General features: G+C 72.8%; 7 protein-coding genes. 2 read left to right on the plus strand and 5 right to left on the minus strand.

The features are described 5' to 3' along the window. Positions 1-53: 53 nt before the first annotated feature. From ACLQ2T_RS15025 to ACLQ2T_RS15045, 5 genes are all read right to left on the minus strand, one after another. Entirely contained in the window at positions 54-11,747 is an 11,694-nt protein-coding gene (locus ACLQ2T_RS15025) for an amino acid adenylation domain-containing protein (RefSeq protein ID WP_425766738.1), read from the minus strand. Between the two features lie 62 nt (positions 11,748-11,809). Then, on the minus strand, positions 11,810-12,334 hold the full coding sequence (locus ACLQ2T_RS15030) for a winged helix-turn-helix transcriptional regulator (RefSeq protein ID WP_425766739.1): 525 nt from the start codon (positions 12,332-12,334) through the stop codon (positions 11,810-11,812). A gap of 30 nt (positions 12,335-12,364) precedes the next feature. Next, positions 12,365-13,795, minus strand: a complete 1,431-nt coding sequence (locus ACLQ2T_RS15035) for an MFS transporter (protein ID WP_425766740.1) — start codon at positions 13,793-13,795, stop codon at positions 12,365-12,367. Between the two features lie 476 nt (positions 13,796-14,271). Further along, complete coding sequence (locus ACLQ2T_RS15040; RefSeq protein ID WP_425766741.1) at positions 14,272-15,015, minus strand: helix-turn-helix domain-containing protein; 744 nt, start codon at positions 15,013-15,015, stop codon at positions 14,272-14,274. 458 nt (positions 15,016-15,473) lie between these two features. After that, positions 15,474-16,277, minus strand: a complete 804-nt coding sequence (locus ACLQ2T_RS15045) for a TIGR03084 family metal-binding protein (RefSeq protein ID WP_425766742.1) — start codon at positions 16,275-16,277, stop codon at positions 15,474-15,476. 442 nt (positions 16,278-16,719) lie between these two features. On the opposite strand from ACLQ2T_RS15045, the gene ACLQ2T_RS15050 reads away from it, so the two are divergent. Both ACLQ2T_RS15050 and ACLQ2T_RS15055 read left to right on the plus strand, forming a co-directional pair. After that, positions 16,720-17,667 (plus strand): DUF1702 family protein, encoded by a 948-nt coding sequence (locus tag ACLQ2T_RS15050; RefSeq protein WP_425766743.1) that lies wholly within the window; start codon positions 16,720-16,722, stop codon positions 17,665-17,667. A 32-nt stretch (positions 17,668-17,699) separates the two neighbouring features. Continuing rightward, positions 17,700-19,181: a polyketide synthase dehydratase domain-containing protein gene (locus tag ACLQ2T_RS15055; RefSeq protein WP_425766745.1), complete on the plus strand. Its 1,482-nt coding sequence runs from the start codon at positions 17,700-17,702 to the stop codon at positions 19,179-19,181. Positions 19,182-19,428 lie beyond the last annotated feature (247 nt).

The raw sequence follows: 19,428 nt of genomic DNA on the forward strand, positions 1-19,428 counted from the left end.
ACCACCGCTGGACGGGAGCGTAAGGCCGAGCCACGATCGGCGCAGCTGAGTAACTAGCGTGCGAACCTCCCGAGCAGCTCCGGCCCGATCGGGTGGTGCAGCAGGTGCAGGGGCGCGGCGTCGATGCCGGCCTCGGTGAGCGCCCGCGCGTACGCCGCCGCGGTCGCGTCGTCCACCAGGCCGTGCACCAGCGGCAGGTCCGCAACGGTCGACCACAGTAGCGACTCCAGCCGGCAGGAGGCGATCGTCCCGGGCAACCCGAGCACGTTGCCGTCGACCGGCACCGGCGGCAGGTCCCCGGGTATGTCGCGTTCGGTCTCGCCGACGCCCAGGAGCCCACCGCCGACCACCAGGATGTCGTGGTCGCGGCGCATCCGGGTCAGGGCCTTTCCGGTGTCCAATGCGGGCGGGAACGAGTCGTCCACCACGATGGTGCCGGGTGCCAGCCGGTCGACCTCGATCGGTGCGGTGGCCGCGCTCGTCGCCGCGATGATCACGTCCGCCGTGTAGCCCGCTCGGGCGATTCCCGGTGCCGACGGGCACACCTCGATGGTGCCGGCGAAGCCGTCCGCCCGCAGCCGCGCGGCGTGCTCGCCCAGTCGGGGCGCGGCGGCAGGAACGTCGCAGAGCACGAGTCGCGCGGGCGGCTGGTCGGCCCGGGTGAGCAACAGCCGCAGCGCGGAGAACCCGATCGAACCGAGACCGACCACGGCGAGGTCGCGGCCGGCGAGGCTGCGCCCGGTGGCGGCCAGCGCGGCCTGCACCGTGCGGACGACGGAGACGACGGTGACGGCATGGCCGGTGGTCACCGCCACCCCGCTGCGGGTACGGCGCAGCACCCCGAGGCCGTAGCCGGTGCGGGCGGGAATCATCCCGGCCAGCGACACGCAGCGGGCGCCGAGGCGGGCGGCCAGGTCCACCGCCTCGGCGGCCTCGTCGGCGAGGGCGTCCCCGGCGGCGGTCAGCTCGTCGGCGAACCGGGGCAGGCAGACGAAGCCGGAGACGCCCAGCGGCGTGGTCAGCTGCTCCAGCAGACGCGGACGGCCACCAGGAAAGAGCAGTTCGCGTAGCTGGGCCCGGGGCAGGCTGCCGGCGGGCAGCCCGGCGATCGCGGCGAGCTGGGCCGGCGGCGGCAGGTAGCCGACGATGGCCGCGGCCAGCCTGGTCGGTCGGCCGGGAACGGCCGTCGTCGCCGGCACGGCGTCACCGGCGACCACGGCAGGCGTGGGCGTCTGGTCCCCACGGGCCGGGTCGGTGTGCTCGGCGGCGGCGGCGGTCAGGTCGGCGCGGAGCCAGTCGGCGAGCCGGCGCAGCTCGGCCGGGGTGACTGTGGCGGGACCGCCGCGCAGGGTGACCCGGAGCCCGTCCTGCTCGGGGCGCGCGGTCAGGAACAGGTCAGTCCCGAGGGGCGGTGGCGCCAGTTCACTTTCGGCGTCCCAGTCGAGGCTGAGCCGGTCGGCATCGCTCGGCACGGGGGGCGGCGTGTCGCCTACCGCTGGCGACGGCGCATCGACGACCTCCCGCGATGCCGTGAACGCTGCGGCGGCCGGCGGCGCGGTGCGGGCGGAGAAGTCCAGGAAGCTGAAGAAGAACTGCGCTCCGATCGGCGTGCCGCCCGGGCCGGTGGGCACGGCCGCCGCGATCGACGGCGGGTCGTCGTACCGGCGGGCAGTAGCGACCTCGGCCCCGACGTGGGCGAGCTGTTCGGCGAAGCCGGCCGAGCCCTCCAGCCGTAGCGGCAGCATCGCCGCGCACGGGCCGAAGATCCGGTGCAGGTCCGGCAGCGGATGATCCCGACCGGTCAGCGCCAGGCCGAAGACCAGGTCGTCCTGTCCGGTGAACCGAGCTACCGCCCGGTGGTACGCGGTCAGCACCGGGGCGTACAGGGTGGTCGCCGCCGAGGCGGCCAGCCGGCGCAGCCCGGCGACCACGGTCCCGTCCAATGTGAAGCCGCAGACCGGCTCGGACGTACCGCCCGGGTCGGGCGCGCTGCCGAGGGCGGGTAGCACCGGCGGCCGGTACGGGGTGCCGAAGCGTCCGCGCCACCAGCCGTGGGCGTCCGGGTCGGGTGGGCCGGCGACCCGGACGGCCAGCAGATCGACGTAGTCGCGGAAGTGGGTGCGCAGCGGAGGTAGTCCGTCGGGCTGGTCGGCCACCAGCCGGTGGTAGACCGTCAGCAGTTCCTGGCCGAGCAGGGCGACGCTGTAGCCGTCACCGATCAGGTGGTGGGCGTGCACCAGCAGGATGTGGTCGTCGGGGGCGAGCCCCAGCAGTTGCAGTCGCAGCAGCGGCCAGGCCCACGGCTCGAAGCGACGGCGGCGTTCCTCGGTGACCAGGGTGCCCACCTCGGCGGGGCCGGCGACCGCCCGGTAGCCGACCGGCAGCCGTAGCGAGGCGGGAAGTTCCTGCTGGACCGGGGGACGGGCCTCGGCGGGAAAGACGGTACGCAGCATCGGGTGCCGGGCCACCAGCAGGTCGACGGCGCGCTGGAAGACGTCGCGACGTAGCCGGCCGCGCAGTCGTAGCCGGGCCAGCCAGGCGGTGCCGTCGCCCGGTGCGATGGCGTCGGCGAGCAGGAAACCGCGCTGGGTGGCCGTCACCGGGTAGGGCCCGCCCGGACCGGCGTCCACCGGGCCGGTGACCCGGTCCATGGCTGCGGTGGTGCGGCCCGTGCCGTCGGTGGTACGGCGGATGGCGGTGGTGGCGTCGATCTCGGCGGCGAGGCCCCGCAGGGTTCGGTGCTGGTAGATGACGGTCGGGCTCGGTGTGGCCGGGAACTGTTGTTGGACGCGGGCGAAGACCTCCAGCACCAGGATGGAGTCGCCGCCGAGGGCGAAGAAGTCGTCGTCGGGCGCGATCGTCGGCAGGTCGAGCAGCTCACCCCAGATTCGGGCCAGCCTCGCCTCGGTTGCGGTGTATCCGCCGGCAGCGGCGTCCGGACCGGCGGGCGCCGGGAGTCGCTCCGGGCCGGCGGCGGGTGCGAAGCCGCCCAGTGCACGCAGCCGGTCCCGGTCGACCTTTCCGGAGGAGGTCAACGGAAGCGTGTCGAGCAGATGGATGCGCGCCGGGACCAGTGGCTCCGGCAGCCGGGCGGCGAGATACTCGCGCAACTGGGCCGCCGTGGGCCCGGTTCCCGGTCCGGGGGCGACAAAGGCGTGCAGCCGTGGATGGGGCTCGGCCTGGTGCAGCACCGTCGCGGCGGTCACCGCCGGATGGGTACGCAGCACCGCCTCGATCTCACCGGGCTCCAGCCGGTACCCGTGGATCTTCACCTGGTCGTCGAGCCGACCGAGGAACTCCAGGGTGCCGTCGGCGGTGGCGCGAACCCGGTCGCCGCTGCGGTAGTACCGTTCGCCGTCGAGCCGGGTGAAGACGGCGACGGTCAGCGCGGGCTCGTCGAGGTAGCCGGCGGTGACGCCGACGCCGCCGATCAGCAGCTCACCTGCCGTCCCGGGCGGGCAGGGGTTGCCGTCCGGGTCGACCACGCGGATCCGGGCCCCGCCGACGGGTCGACCGATCGGCAGTCGGCGTACCGCCTCGTCGGGGCGGTTGTCGATCACATGCCAGGTGGTGTTGATCGTCGCCTCGGTGGGGCCGTACAGGTTGGTGATCCGGCAGCCGTCGCCGAACAGGTTGAACCACCGGCGTACCGGCACCGGCGACAACTCCTCCCCGCCGACGTGGACCCACCGCAGAGCACTGAGATCCGGCCGTACGCCCTCGCGGGTGGTGCGGTCCTCGGCGGCCCGCAGCAGCCGCTCCCAGAGGGTGGGCACCGAACTCCACACGGTGAGCCGGTCCCGTTCCAACCGGGACAGCAGCACCTGCGGGTCGCGCAGTTCCGACCGGGCGAAGGTGACCACCGTGGCCCCGACCAGCAGCGGCGCCAGGATCTGCCGGACCGAGGCGTCGAAGCAGATCGACGAGGTCTGGGCCAGCCGGTCACCGGCGTGGTAGCCGAAGGTGTCGATGGCCCAGTCGAGGTAGTTCGACATCGACCGGTGGGTGATCGGCACCCCCTTCGGCCGTCCCGTCGAGCCCGACGTGAAGATCACGTACGCGGTGTCGTCCGGCCCGACCGTCGGAGCCCCGGGTCCGTCCGCCCCGAGCCGGACCGCCGGGCGGTCGAGCGGAACCGCCGTGCCGTCCAGCCGGGTCATCGCGCCGTCGAGTCGGACCGCCGTGCCGTCGAGTCGGGCGGCCGTGGTCGCGCAGTCGTCGTCGTGCAGCACCACCCGGACGCGGGCGCGGCGCAGTTGTCCGTCGAGGCGAGCCGGGGGATGGGCGGCGTCCAGCGGCACCCAGGCGGCTGCCGCGCGCAGGATCCCGACCACCCCGATGATCGAACTCGCGCCGGGGGCGGTGAGCAGCCCGACGTGCTCGCCGGGGCGTACCCCGTGGGCGAGCAGCAGCGCCGCCACCCGGTCGGCGGCCTGGTCCAGTTCCCGGTAGGTCACCGTACGCCGACCATCGGTGACCGCCGTCGCGTCCGGGGTACGCCGACACACCGCCCGAATCCGGGCGCTGACGTCCCCGGCGGCGGGCTCCGGTCGTACGCTGCGATCCTGATCGCCGGGCCGCTGCCGCCCGGCGGCGAGGTCGACAAGCTCCTGGTGGTGCTCGGCGGCTAGCCGGGCCACCGTCTGTCGCCGGAACAACCGCAGCGGGAAGTTCCAGGACAGCCGCAGTGTCGTCCCCGACTCCCACCACAGCAGGCTGAGCCCGGTGGCGGCGGAACCGGAGCCGGCCGCCGTCGGGGTGACCGTCACCGGGCAGTCGGGATCGGTCTCGACCGGGAAGCGGGCGAAGCTGAACCCGGCCGGGCCGGCGGTACGCGGGCCGCTGTCGGTCGCGGGTAGCAGCCGAGCCAGGTCCAGGCTGGACACCGAGCCGTGTCGCTGTGCCTCGGTCCAGGACTGTCGGAGGCGGTCGGCCAGCCGGTCGGCCGGCTCGGTCGGGTCCACCTCGACCAGCAGCGGAAGGGTGTCGGCGAACGGCCCGACGAGCCGCTCGATGCCGGGCATCCGGGCGTCTCGGCCGGCCCGTGCCACGTTGACCGGCACCCGGTGCTGCCCACTCCACCTCGCCAGGCACCGCAGATACCCGGCGAGCAGCAGGTGGAACAGGGAGACACCGGCTTCGGCGGCCTGCTCGCGCAGCCGCGTCACGAGCGCGGGGTCCAGTTCGTCGGTGTGGGTGACGCAGGGCGGGGCGGGCAGGCCCCCCGGGTCGCCGTCGTACGGCAGCCGCAGCGTCCACCCCGGATCGTCGAACCTCCGACGCCAGTACGCCAGATCCGTCTCGCGTGGCGGGGCGAGGCCAGCGGCGAAGGCGGCGAAACTGCCGGTGGCGGGCAGCACCGTGGGGGTGCCTCCCGTCACCAGTCGGCTGTAGTCCGCCCAGAGTTGTTCGCTGAGCAGGTTGAGACTGAACCCGTCGGCGGCGGCGTGGTGCAGCACCAGGATCAGGTGCGAGCGGTCGGGTCGTTCCTGGGCGAGCACCGCCCGCAGCGGCGGTTGCCGGGTCAGATCCACCGGCGTGTTGCAGAGCTGCTCCTCCAGTGCGGTCAGCTCGCCGGTCAGTGGCCGTACGTCCAGGCTGATCGCGGCAGCGGCCGGGGGCACGATCACCTGCTGGGGGGCGGTGACGTCGGCGAGGAAGCGCACCCGCAGCATCGGATGCCGGGCGACGAGGCCGGTCAGTGCCCGGTCGAGCAGCCTCGCGTCCAGTGGCCCCGTGACGGTCTGCCGGACGAAGGCGTAACCGGCCACGCTCGGGTGCAGTCGTTCGTTGACGAACCAGGCCCGCTGCACCGCCGTGAGGGCGAACGGCTCCCCGTCGGCGAGCGAACCGGCCGGTGGTCCCTCGCCCGCCGCCGGTCGTGCCACCTCCGGTGGTGCGGCCTGGTGGGCCGAGGGCTGCCCCGGGACGGTTTCCGCCAGCGCGGCGGCCAACGTGGCGACCGTGGTGTACTCGAAGAACAGGGTGACCGGCAGGTGCCGCCCGAGTTCGTCCTCCAGCCGTTTGACCAGGTCGACTGCGGCCAGCGAGTCCAGTCCGAGGGCGAGGAACGAGTCGTCGTCGGCGATCTGGTCGCTCGCACGGTGCAGGGGCTCCGCGAGCAGTCGGCGCAGCAGCCGCGCCAGTTCCTCGACGTTCTGCTGACGTGCCGGCATCCTGGCCGGGACCTCGGTGGTCCCGAGGTCGACCGGCTGGGCGTCCGGACCGGCGGTCCGGCCGGCGCCCGCGACACCCGCCGGGTGTGCGGTCGACGGTTGCCGGTCCGCGACGATCAGGTGGGCGGCATCGACCTCCCGGGCAGCCAGCAAGGCATCCAGCGCGGCCCGCGCGGTCAGTGAGCCGGGGAGGTCGTGGCGGGCGCCGCCCCGGGCCGCCATCCCCGTGTCGCTGACGGCGGCCAGGCCGACCGCCTGGAATGGGCGGCCGGTCGCCCGCCGGGCGGCGGCGAAGGCGTCGAGGAAGGCGTTGGCCGCCGCATAGTCGCCGATCGCGGCGGCCAGACCGGGCAGCACCGCGCTGACCGAGGAGAAACCGACAAGCGCCGCCTGGTGGTGACCGTGCCGCAGCAGTGACTCCGCCACCAGGTAGCTGCCGCGTACCTTGGGCGCCAGTACCGCCAGGATGTCCGGGATCGACTTCGCCGCCAGGGTACCGACCCGGACCGTGCCGGCGGCGTGCCAGACGGTCCCCACCCGGGGCAGCCCGGCGAGCAGCGCGTCGACATCGGCCGGCACGGTCACGTCGCACCGCTGGTACGTGGCGGTGGCGCCGGCCGCGACCAACTCGTCGAGCAGGCCCGCCGGGGCCTGGGCCGACCGCCCGGCCAGCAGCAGGGTGGGTCGTCCCCCGCGGGCGAGGGTACGGGCCAACTCGGCGCCGAGCCCGCCACCACCACCCAGGATCACGTGCAGGCCATCGGGCTGTGTCGTACCCGCAGGCGAGACCGGGGCCGACACCGGCACCAGGTGCCGTTCGAGTCGGCGTCCGGCCCGCCAGGCCAGCCCGGTCAACTGGTCGGCGGGGTGCGCCGTGGCCTCGGCCAGGTGCAGGTCGGACAACTCCCGGCACACCGCCTCCACCCGGACAGCCAGGTCGTCCACGCTGGTCAGGTCGACCACCCGGGCCAGCAGGCCCGGTCGCTCGTCGGCCAGCGCCGCGCACAGCCCGCCCAGCACCGCCTGCACCGGACGGGGACGCTCGTGGTGCCCGGTGACCTGGACGTCCTCGGTGACCACGAGCAGCCGACCCCACCGGTTGTCCGGCTCGTCGAGCAGGGCACGCACCGCGCCCACCTGCTCGGCCACGGCGCGATCGAGGTCGGCCACCTCCGACAGGTCGACCGCGGCGCCGGCGAGCAGCACGGTCAGCTCCGGCGGCGTACCGTCGTCGGACTGCGCTGCGACCTGGACCGTGACGCCGCGTTCGCGCAGTGCCGTGGCGAGTCGGGCGGCCAGGTCAGCGTCGGCACCCGGGCCGCGCAACCGCACCCGGCCCGGCAGGTCGCGGCCGACCCCGACCCCCGGCCCGCCGGTGGTCGACGGCGTCTCCCGCCAGGTGACCCGGTGCAGGGGCAGCAGCGGCGACGGCGGAAGAGACCGTCGTTGGAACGGGTACGTCGGCACCGGCACCCGCCGCCGGTCGGTGTGCAGAGCGGCCCGGTCCAGCGGGCCACCGAGGGCCCAGAGCTGTCCCACCGCCGCCAGCAGAGCCCCGGTGGCCTGCGGCCCGTCCAGTACGGTCAACACCCGCGCCGGGTCGACTCCGACGTGCGGCGCCACGGCGCGCAGCCGGCCCGAGGCGCCCAGGTCGACGAAGGTGTCGTACCCGTCGGCGCACAGTTGCTTCAGCGCGATGCGCAGCTCAGGCTCGGTCGGTGGGGTCGCCGTGGCGGCGCGGCGGATCGCCTCGGCCGGGTCCAGTTCGCCTCGGCCTGCCGCCGCCGCCAGGTCGCCACCGCCGACGCCGAACAGCCGGTCCGGCCGTACGCCCCAGGCGGTGAGCTGACCGACCAGGGCGAGCCCGACCGCCACCGCCACCTGCCGGGCGACCTGCGGATCGCCGGGGCCGGTCAGGCACCAGGTCAGCAGTGATCGGCCCGGTACGGTCGGGGTGGCGACCTCGGTCAGCCGGTCGTGGAAGGCCGGCAGCCGGTCGTAGAGCTCACGTACCGCCGCCGGCGGCACCGTAGCGCCGTCGTCGGTGAGGACGAACACCGTGCGGGGTCGCCGGCTGACCGGCGCGACGTGCTCGCCCAGCGTGTCGGCGGCCCGGTCCAGCCGGACGGCCAGCGCACCGTCGGCAACCATCGCCAACCGGTAGGCGGCGTCGTCGCGGGCGGTACCGGCGCTGGCGCAGACCTCCGCCTCGGCCAGGTGCGGGTGCGCCCGCAGGTGGGCGGCGAGGTCCCGAGCCGCCTGCCGAAGCGCCGGCACCGAGTGCGCGCTCAGGGTGGCCAGGCCAATCTCCGACCCGCCGGGTGCGGTGGGCGTGGTGGCCGGGGATTCCCGCAGGATCGCGTGGGCGTTCGTCCCGCCGAAACCGAAGCTGTTCACCCCGGCGACCAGGGGGCCCGGTGCGGTCCACGAACGCCCCTGGGTGACCACTGCGAAACCGGCGGCGGCCAGGTCGCAGCGAGGGCTGGGCCGGGTGTGGTGCAGGGTGGGCGGCAGGTACCTGTGCCGCAGCGCCAGCACCACCTTCACCAGCGCCGGGAAGCCGGCCGAGTTGAGCAGATGCCCCAGGTTCGTCTTCACCGAACCCAACGCGCGCGGCACCCCGTCGACGGGCGGTGGGTAGGCCGCCGCCAGGGAACGGACCTCGACGGGGTCACCGAGTTCGGTGCCGGTGCCGTGGGCCTCCACGTACGACACCTGCCCCGGGTCCACACCGGCCTCCCGGTACGCCCGCGCGATCACCTCCCACTGCCGGTGCGGGTTCGGCGCGAGCATGCTCAACGCCCGCCCGTCGTTGCCGATCGCGGTCCCGGCGACCACGGCCAGCACCTCGTCCCCGGCTACCTGCGCGTCGTCGAGGCGGCGCAGCACCAGGGCGGCCCCGCCCTCGCCGGGAACGAAACCGTCGGCCTCGGCGGCGAAGGCGCGGCACCGTCCGGTGGGGGAGAGGGCCTCGGCGGCGGCCAACGACCGGTACCCGGTCTCGGTGAGGTTCAGGTTCACCCCGCCGACCACCGCGATGTCGCATTCGCCGGCGGCCAGGCTGCGGGCCGCCAGGTGCAGCGCCACCAACGCCGAGGAACATGCCGTGTCGACCGCGATCGCCGGCCCGGTCAGATCCAGGGTCTGCGCCAACCGAGCCGGTATCAGGTTGCGCAGGTTCCCGACCAGGGCGCCCGCCCCACCGGCCTGCCCGTCGGCGGCCAGCATCTGCGGGTAGGCGCTCTCCCCGACGGCTGCGAAGACCCCGATGCGGTGCCGGTGCCGGCGGGGCCCGGCGTACCCGGCGCGCTCCAGCGCCTCGTGCCCGATCTCCAGGAACAGCCGGGCGTGTGGATCGGTGAGCCGGGCCTCCTGATCGGTGAGGCCGAAGAACCCGGCGTCGAAGAGCATCGGGTCGTCCAGGAAGGAACCCCAGCGGGTGGTCTGCTCCGACGGGACCCACCGGTGTGCCGGTACCACCTCGACGGTGTCCACGCCGTCGACGAGCTGCTGCCAGAACCGCTCGGGGGTGTCCGCGCCGGCGAACCGGCAGGCCATGCCGATCACCGCCACCTGCGCCGGGCCCTGCGCCGGGGCCTCGGCGCTCGCACCGGTCGGGCGAGGCTGCGGTGCCTCGGCCAGCCGATCGGCGAGGGTGGCCACGGTGGGACAGTCCCGCAGGTCCGCCGGGTTCAGACGGGTACCCAGGGCGTCCTCCAGCCCGGCGAGCACCTCCATTGCCTTGAGGGAGGACCCACCGATGGCCAGGAACCGGTCGTGCGGGCCGATTGTGGCGGGGGGACGGCCCAGCACCCGGGCCCAGACCTCGCGGACGAGGGCCTCCAACTGCGGAGCGGACCGCCCGGCGGGGAGGACGGACCCGGCCACACCCCCCGAATCCTCGGCCGCCGGGGTGCACCAACGCCGCTCGCGGTCGGCGAAGTCGCCGGCCAGGTACCGTTCGCGCATCCGGCGTCGGCGCAGCTTTCCGCTGGTGGTCCGGGCGAAGGCGCCGGGCGGCAGCGGCAGCACCCGGACCTCGTCGTGACCGCAGGCCTCCGCCACCCGGGCCCGTACCGCGGCCAGCACCGCAGCCGCCTCGGCCGGTGGGCGGGCCCAGGGCACGAACACCACGATCCGTTCCCCACCGGAGTCCGGGTCGGTCGTCCCGACCACCACGGCCACCTCGCCGGGCAGGTCGGGGGTGGCCACCGCCACGGTCTCCAGGTCCGCGGCGTGGAAGGTGCGGCCGTTGACGAACACCACGTCCTTGGCCCGGCCGGTGACGCAGAGCCGCCCCTCGCGCAGGAAACCCAGATCGCCGGTACGCAGCCAGCCGTCGACGAAGGTGTCCCGGGTGGCCTGCGGATCGCGGTGGTAGCCCCGGGCCACGTTCGGGCCGCGTACCTCGATCTGGCCGACCCGCTGTTCCGGCAGGGGTCGACCGCCTTCGTCGACGACGCGTACCGCGCATCCGGCCACCGGGTGGCCCAGGTCCATCAGTTCCACCGCGTGCGGGCCGGGCCGGGTGGGCATCGCCACCCCCCGGCTCAACTCGGCCCGGTCGAGCACCTGCGGTCGGGCCACCTCGCCGGGCGGGGGGAAGGTCACCGCCAGGGTCGCCTCGGCCAGCCCGTACACCGGTCGCAGGGCGGCGGGGTCCAGTCCGGTCGCCCGGGTGTGGGCCAGGAAGGACCGCCAAACCGCAGGTGAGATCGGTTCCGCCCCCACCACCATGCAGCGCACCGCACTCAGATCGAGGCCGGCCAGGGTCTGGGCCGGCACCCGGCGGACCGCCAGGGCCAACGCGAAGTTCGCCGCGGACAGCAGGGTGGCCCGGTGCCGGTGGGCGGTGGTGAACCAGAGCACCGGGCGTTTGGCGAAGGCCAGCGGAGGGATGCGTACCTGCTTGAGGCCGACGGCCAGCGGGGTGAGGTGGGTGCCGATCAACCCCATGTCATGGAAGTACGGCATCCAGCTGACCAGGACGTCGTCCGGGCCTGCCTGGCTGGCCAGCCTGGCCTGTTCCAGGTTGGCCAGGACGTTGTCGTGGGTCAGCTCCACCCCCCGGGGTGCACCGGTGCTGCCGGAGGAGAACTGGAGGAAGGCCAGCTCATCCCCGGCGCAGGTGGGCAGTTCCTCGACCGGGGTACCGGTGCGCAGGTCGGCCAGGCGCAGCACCGGCCCGTCCAGGCCCTCGGCCACCGCTGCGCTGGCGGGGTCGGTCACCACCACGGCGTCGGCGAGCAGTTGCCGTACGGCGCGTACCCGGTGGGGTTCGGGGGGCAGGGGCACCGGCACCAGCCCGGCGGCCAGGGCACCCCAGAACATCGGCTGGAAGTCGTCGCCGGCGTCGGCGAGCAGGAGGGCGGGAGTGCCGGGGGCGACCCCGGCGGCCCGGAAGCCGCCGGCCACCCGCAGCGCCTCGTCGCGCAACTGGCGGAAGCTGACCGTACGCTCCGTGCCGTCCTCCCGGACATGCACGATTACCTGCTCAGGGGCCCGGTCGGCGGCATCGAGGAGGACACCCAGCAGGCCCCGGTGGGCACCCGGCCCGATGGCAGTCGACACAGCAGGATGGTAGGCGGTAGAGATCTTGGGCTCGGAGCCGGAGGTGTGGGTGGCCCTCGGGGTCAGTGAGTATCGGGACCGGTGACCGTCAGAGCCTTCAGCGGTCGATTGTCGGCCTGCGGGTCGCCGGTGGCCGTGGCGGCCGGCTCGCCAGGGTGGGACACCAACTCGCTGGTCGGGACCGACTCGTCGCAGGACTGGCAGAGCAGGACCAGTTCCACCGGTTGGTCGCAGCGGGTGTGCACCAGGGTCCGGTCGGGCGAGGCCTGAGCGCCGGGGCAGTTCCGCTCACCCCACTGCAGCAACGCGGCCAGCACGGGGGCCAGCTCACGCCCCCGTCCGGTGAGGCGGTACTCGTGCCGTACCGGCCGGTCCCGGTAGGGGATCCGTTCCAGGATGCCGGCCTCGACCAGGGTGCTGAGTCGTTGGGCGAGGACGTTGCGGGCTATGCCGAGGCTGTCGAGCAGGGACTCGAAGCGGCAGTCACCCACCATCGCGTTGCGCACGATGAGCAGGGTCCAGCGCTCGCCGACCACCTCCAGAGCCCGTGCGATCGAGCAGTCCTGTCCGTACCCGCGAGGAGCCATTGGGTCATCGTAGAGGCGCGTGATCCACCGCTACCCTCCCTGGCCGGCCACGGGCGCACTACGCTGCCCCAGCAGCAGCGCGGCCACCAGGCCGGCCACGGTGAGTCCGGCGGTCACCGCGAAGGCCGTGGGCAGGCCGGCGTCCACCGGTCCCGGCAGCTGCGAGACGGACTGTTGGGCGACGAGTACGGCCGACACGGCGGCCAGGCCGAGCGCCCCGCCCATGCTGAACGAGGCGTCGGACAGGCCCGAGGTCGCGGCGGAGTCGGCCTCGGTGGCATCCAGAGTCACCCCGATCTGTGCGGCGACGAAGGCCGCGCCGGCACCGAAGCCGACCAGAGGCAGCACGCTGAGCAGGTCGACCGTGGACAGCGGGCTGTCGACCATGGCCAGGGCCAGCAGGCCGGTTCCGGCCAGGGACAGGCCCGCCAGGGCTACCAGCCGCAAACCGTGCCGCAACACCACCGCCTGGCCGAGGTACGAGCCGATGACCGAGGACAGGGTCAGGGCGGTCATCAGGGCACCGAACATGGTGGCCGAGAGTCCCAACGCCTCCTGCCCGTACAAGGTGATCAGCAGCAGGACCCCTTCGATCACCGTGCCGGCGATGAACAGCACCCCCAGGCTGCCCACCCGGTTGCCGGACAGCAGCAGTCCGGGTCGGATCAGGCGGCGCCCGGTGCGTGCCTCGAGGGCCAGGCCGAGCAGCAGCAGCACCGACGCCCCGGTCAGTCGCAGGAGAACGCCGCCGGTGGGGCCGGCAGGTCCGAGCGCGGCGATGATCGTCCAGCCGATCAGGGTCAGGGCGCTGATCAGGCAGGTGGCGCCGGCCACCTCCAGTGGATGTCCGGAGCGGCCGCACCGGTCCTCCGGCAGGATCGGGACCAGCAGCACGGCGAGGATCCCGATGGGCACGTTGAGCAGGAACACCCATCGCCACCCGAGGTTGTCGGTGAGCAGTCCGCCGAGCAGCAGCCCTGCGGTGCCGCCGAAGGCACCGATGAGGGTCCAGAAGCCGAGCGCGCGGGACCGGGCCGGACCGGAGCCGAGGGCGATGGCGAGCAGCGGCAGGGCGGTCGTGGCGACCAGGGCGGCACCGACTCCCTGCACGATGCGTGCGCTGACGAGCACTTCCCCGGTCCAGGCCGTCGCCGACAGCAGGGAGGCGACGGTCACCATCGCCAGCCCGATGGTGAACAGCCGACGCCGACCGAAGAGTTCGGCCAGTCGGCTGCTGAGCAGCAGTACCCCGCCGAAGGTGATCAGGAAGGCGGACATCAGCCAGTGCGTGTTCGCTGTGGACAGTTGCAGTGCCCGCGCGATGCTCGGGATGGCGGGATAGATGACGGTGCTGTCCAACGCCGCCATCAGGAAGGACGCGCCGAGGGTGCCGAGGGCCAGCCATTGCCGTCCGTCGAGAGGGGTTGCCGACGCCGACGCTGCGCTGAAGTTGTCCACCATCCAGCCCCTTGGTTCCCCGTGTCGCGGACCCGGGTAACCCGGTCGTGTCTGGGTGGCCCGGACGCCGCGCGTGCGGACTGCCCACAGCCATGTCGGTCCGGTTTTGAAACTTACGTGGGCAAATGAAGATAGCAGCAGTGGCGCCATATAGCACGACCCTGTGCTCTCCGGCTCTCCCGGGTGGCGCCACACCTGCCGGGCGGCTTTCCCGCCGACGGGCAGGAGCGGGGCGCGCGCCGAATGCAGTTCAAGGGGGCGATCGGGTGCCGAGCCCTCGGTGGTGCGGATACCTGCGACAGGCGCGGCTTCTCCGATCGTGGCATGTGGGGTGGGGTGCCGATCGGGATCTGCGGAGGGCAGCACTGACCGGCCCACCGGGCGGATCCGGCGGGCCGGGTGGGGGTGGGGTCGTGGACGGCCGCCGCCAGTCAGGCGGACCGCGGGTGTCTACCCGCGGTCGGTCCTACGGCGGAGGCTCAGGACAGGGGGAAGGCCAGCAGGATCGGTGGGTCGAGGGAGGTCATCCGGCGCAGCTGCAGGTCGGCCTCGATGGCGCTGTCCTGGCGGCTGATGGTCAGTGGCCCGTGTACGCCGATCAGGGCGTCCCCGTCCGTCCAGTCGGCCTCCCAGTAGTCCCGGCGGCCACGTACCCGCGAACAGGCCAGCACATACCACTGCCCGGGAGGTGGGCTGTCCAGTCGGTAGGGGCCGGGCCGTTCGAGCACGGTGCACCGCACGGGACGCCCGAGCGGCACGGGATCGCGGAAGAGCCCGACGAAGGTCAGCCGGTCCTTGGTCTGCTCCGAGGAGGGTGGGTGGACCACGCCCTGGATCGCCGGGACCGGTGGCTGGGCTACGGACCGGTGGTCGACGGGCACCTGCGGTGTCACCCCGCGCAGCCTGCGGTAGGTGCTGGGGGAGACCCCGACACTGCTGCTGAACCGGGAGCTGAAGGTGCCCACACTGGCGTAGCCGACCTCGTGGGTTATCTCGGTGACGCTCATGGATGTCGACAGCAGTAACTGTTTAGCCCGGTGCAGCCGCATGACCATGAGGAAGCGGCCTGGCGAGATGCCGGTGACGCGCTGGAAGATCCGGGTGAAGTGGAACTTGCTGAACATGGCTGTGCGAGCCATGCCGTCCACGGTGTGTTGTTCTGCTAGGTCCTCCCGGATGGCTTCGATTACCCGGCCGACGGCACGCTGGATACTGTCTTCCATCGCATCCCCCAATCCGATGGCTGCGCTTGTGGCGACGTTTTTGTGGGGCTGAGGACTGATACGGCAGAGGGTAGGCGTGTGGCGATACGCCGTCTCGCAGGAAGGGTTTTGTTAATCCGGATTTTAATTGCGGGTGAAAGTATCGGCCATTGGTGTTGCCGAGCTGTTTGGTGACTCAGGGTTATGCTATCTGACGGGGCGTAGTTAATCAACTACGAATCATGTAAGTCAATGTTGGATCCATGCTGACCCTGGCGGGGTCCGAAAACGGACGCTTGGCTCTAATGCGGCGACAGCAACATTTGGGATCGGCACCCGGGATTGATCCAGCCGATTCGTCGGATCTCACCCGACAGAAAGTTGGCAAATGGGGCGATCCGCCATTCCGGCGGATGGGCTCGACGGTGTCAGACGGATATCCGACGTCCGCTCATGTGGTACTCGCTGACCCGGTGGGGCTAGCCTTGGTCGCTGGAGAACTGCCCCGGGCTGCGGCCCGGCCCGGCCGGCCCTCGATACGCCTGAGCGATGTCCAGCCAGTGCTCGGCATCGCTGCCGACGGCCCGTACTGCCAGGTCCTGCCGGTGGCGGCGGCGCGTGACGAGTAGGCAGAAGTCCTCGGCGGGGCCGCTGATCCGCTGTTCGGCCTCCGCCGGGCCGAACGCCCACAGTGAGCCCGACGGGGCGGTGATCTCGAAGCGGAACTCCACCTCGGGCGGTGTCAGACCCCGGGCCAGATACCCGAAGTCCCAGGTCCGAACGGCGAAACCGACCAGGTGGCCGAGTCGGTCCGTGGGTGTCCGTCGGATGCCGAGAGCGTCCGCGACGTCGCGGCCGTGCGCGAAGACCTCCATCATGCCGGCCGCGGCCAGCACCGGTGCCGGCAGTGGCCGCACCAGCCAGGGCACCGGCTGTCCGGCCGGTACCGCGGCGAGGGCCTTCTCCGCGCTGGCCCGCTCGGCCCGCCAGCGCGACAGCAGGACCGCGGGTGGTTCGACGACGAAGTCGGCCATGGCGGCCGCCACATTGGCGTCGAAGTCGCCGCTGAGCTGGGAGGCCATCTGCTGGAAGGCGGCCGGCTGCGCGGCGGCCAGCCCGGCCAGCCGGAAGGTGGCGGCCAGGTGGGCGATCTGGTGTCGGATCGTCCAGCCCGCGGCCGGGGTGCTGATGTCCCACCGGTCGTCGCTCAGCTTGGCCACGATGGCGTCGAGCGCCTCACTCTCCGCAGAGAGATCGTTGATCACGTCTGGTGTCTGTGACACGTCGATACCTCTTCCTGAAATGGTCGGTCGGCAACCCGTTCCACGGGCTTCTCGGCAGCATCGTTCCCTCGCATATTGGCGGATGTCACTGTCGGTGAGTAGGTGTGGTGATCTGTTTGGGCGCGGTGGGTGCCAGCGGAATTTCCTTGCCGACGGCGATGTGGCCCTGGGTTTGATCAAGTGGAATGGACTTCCCGAGTGTGCCCCAGTCGGCAACCGTCCATCTTCTTTCTTTGTGCCGTCAGGGGGCGGCTGGTGGTGCCGATGACGACTCGTGGGCGGCGTTGCGCAGCCAGTCCACGAGTACGGCCGTGATCATGGCATGACGCAGAGCAACCAGGGAGTAGGTGGTCGTCGACCGGTACCCATAGCCTCGGTTCGTCCAAGACACCGCACGAGGACCCTGACGCGACCGGCGTCCGTCTTCCCTGGGGAGAAGCTCATGGCAGGTCTGTGGCGTAACCTTCGCGCACAGCTGATGACGCCGGACATCGCCGAGACGACGATGGATCGGCGCGGATTCCACGTCAAGGACGAGCCCGCCCGGCAGCGGCTGGAGGCCGTGGGCGCCAGCTTCCTCACCGGCTTCCGGGCTGCCGTCGAGGCCCGAGACGAGACGGACATCGGCCGCCTCGACCTGATCGATCGGCAGTTCCGTGGCTTCGCCTACGAAGGGGCCGCCATGGGATACGCCGTCCTGGACGGGGTCACCGGCGGCAGGCGTACCGCCCGGTTCCTGACCGGCGCCGGCTCGCCCCACATCTACATGGCCTACGTCGGGATCGGCTGGGCGTACGCCAAGCTTCCCCGTTGGCGCTGGCGGGCCGTGGCGGCGCCGGACCCGTTGCTGCGCTGGCTGGTCCTCGACGGCCTGGGCTTCTACCGGGCCTACTTCGAAACCGACCGGTTCGTCCGTCGACAGACGGTCTCCCCGGTGCCCTGGCCGCCCGAGGTGCCCGGTGACTATCCACGGCGCGCCCTCGACCAGGGCATCGGCCGGGCCAGTTGGTTCGTCGCCGGAGCCGATCCCGATGTCGCCGCGAAAATCATCGGCCGCTTCGACTCCGCACGTCACGCCGACCTGTGGAGCGGCATGGGGCTGGCCGCCACCTACGCCGGTGGTGCCGATCCCGACGACCTGAAGAAACTGGCCGTCCATGCCGGCCGGTACCGTCCGCAGTTGGCCCAGGGTTCCACCTTCGGTGCGCAGGCGCGACTGCGCGCCGGACTGGTCACCGAGCACACGCCCCTGGCCACCGAGATCTTCTGCGGGTGCAGTCCGGAGCAGGCGGCGGCGGTCACCGATCGGGCCCGCGAGGACCTTCCGCCGGACGGCACCGAGCCGGCCTACGAGGTGTGGCGACGGCGGATTCAGGCGTACTTCGCCTGAGGCCGCGGACGAGAGTGGACGCGGTACCGGGCATGGCTACGACACCCGGCCCGACGCCCCGGGGCCTGGCGTTCGCCGCCCGCCTCACCCGCGCGGTGCTGATCCACGAGCCCGGTCGGCTGCTGGTCACCACGACCACCCTCAGCCCCGAGGAGGTGCCCGTCCTCGATGAGCCGACCGACCCGGGCGCTCCGCTGCTGCCGGCTGCGTACGTGCTGGAGGCCCTCGCGCAGGGCTGGGTGGCCCTCACCGGGCATCGGGGTCCGCCGGTGTTCGAGGCGGTCGAGTTCGGCACCCCGCTGGTGGTCGGCGAGGGCGGGGTGCGGTTGCGACTGATCGTCTCGGCCGAGCCGGCGACCGACACCACCGTGGTCGTGTTGCGCGGTGAGCAGCGGGGCCGCCAGGTGACCTACGGACACGCCCGACTGCGTCACCCCGGCCGATCGGCTGCCCGCTCCTTCGCCGACCCAGGTCCGGCAGCCGCCCTGCCCGACCTGCCGGTGGCGGCCCTCCGGGTCGGGGTGACGGACCAGCCGCCCCGCACCTTCTTCGTCGAACCCGGGCGCACGGAGGGTCGGCTGCGCTACCGCGAGATCACCGCCTCGGGCTGCGTGCTGGAACTGACCGGTACGGGTGCGACGGAGTCCCTCGCCGCCGTGGCAGGTCCGTTGGTGCTCGGTGACCCCGGGGTGCGGGCCGCCTTCCTCCGTGCCCTGCATCCGTGGGCACCCGACATGATGCTGCAACCGTCGGGGGTCGACCGGATCTGGCTGGCCGGGGTCGGCCCCTACGAGCAGGTGACCCTGCACGCGGCCCACCGCGGCCGGCACGACCAGGTGCACCGCTACGACCTGGAGATCCTGGCCGGCGGCCGGATCGTGGAACGGTGGACCGGGCTTCGGCTGCGACCGCTGCCGGTGCACCGGGTACCCGGTCCGTGGCCGGCGCAGCTGCTCGGGCCGTACCTGAGCCGCAGGCTGGCCGAGCTGACCGGGTGCGACGTGGCCGCCGTGCTGGAGCCGGGCCTGCGTTGGAAGTGGCGTCGGCAGCACACCGCTTTGGCTGTGTCCCGGCTGCTGGGTGCCGGTACGACCACGCTCTGCCGCCGCGACGGTCGCCCTGAGGAGGGCGGCGGGTGGTGGATCTCGACCGCGCACGGCGCCGGGCACACCTTCGCGATGGCGGCCCGCACCCCGGTCGGCTGCGACCTCGAACCGGTACTCCGGCGCGAGCCCGTCGAGTGGCGTCGGTCGCTCGGCGCGCACCTGGCTTCGGCCGAGCTGATCGTCGCGCAGACCGGGGAGTCGCTGCACCGGGCGGGCACCCGGGTCTGGTCAGCGCTGGAAGCGTTGCACAAGGTCGGTGCCACCGCCTTCACCCCGTTGACCTACGACCGGGCCACCCCGGACGGCTGGGTGCTGCTCACCGCCGGCAGTTGGCAGGTGGCGACCTGCGCCGCGGCACTGCGTGGCGGGCCGGAGGACCTGGTGGTGGCGGTGGCGACCGCCCGATGAGCCGAGGGTGTCCGGCACCGGCCGCCGGGACCATCGGACGCATTTGCGCGTACGACCGATTCCTGGACCTCGGCGTCATGAATGGATGCGGACAGCATGACGCGAGATGATTTCCCGTCGATCGCCGTGGACCATTGTGTGCGCCAGGCCGGATGAATGTAACGGAGGGCGACAGCGTCCTCGATGGTGAATTGAACTGCCCTCGGTCGCCGATTCGTGCCATGCGTTCACCGTCAGTTCGAATTGA

This window comes from Micromonospora sp. DT229 (genome assembly GCF_049844505.1).
In the GTDB taxonomy this organism is placed as follows: domain Bacteria; phylum Actinomycetota; class Actinomycetes; order Mycobacteriales; family Micromonosporaceae; genus Micromonospora.

Excerpts from the sequence above, each read along its gene's own strand:
- ACLQ2T_RS15040 (WP_425766741.1), bottom strand. The coding sequence starts at position 15,015 with ATGGAAGACAGTATCCAGCGTGCCGTCGGCCGGGTAATCGAAGCCATC.
- ACLQ2T_RS15055 (WP_425766745.1), top strand. The coding sequence starts at position 17,700 with ATGGCTACGACACCCGGCCCGACGCCCCGGGGCCTGGCGTTCGCCGCC.
- ACLQ2T_RS15050 (WP_425766743.1), top strand. The coding sequence starts at position 16,720 with ATGGCAGGTCTGTGGCGTAACCTTCGCGCACAGCTGATGACGCCGGAC.
- ACLQ2T_RS15030 (WP_425766739.1), bottom strand. The coding sequence starts at position 12,334 with ATGGCTCCTCGCGGGTACGGACAGGACTGCTCGATCGCACGGGCTCTG.
- ACLQ2T_RS15035 (WP_425766740.1), bottom strand. The coding sequence starts at position 13,795 with ATGGTGGACAACTTCAGCGCAGCGTCGGCGTCGGCAACCCCTCTCGAC.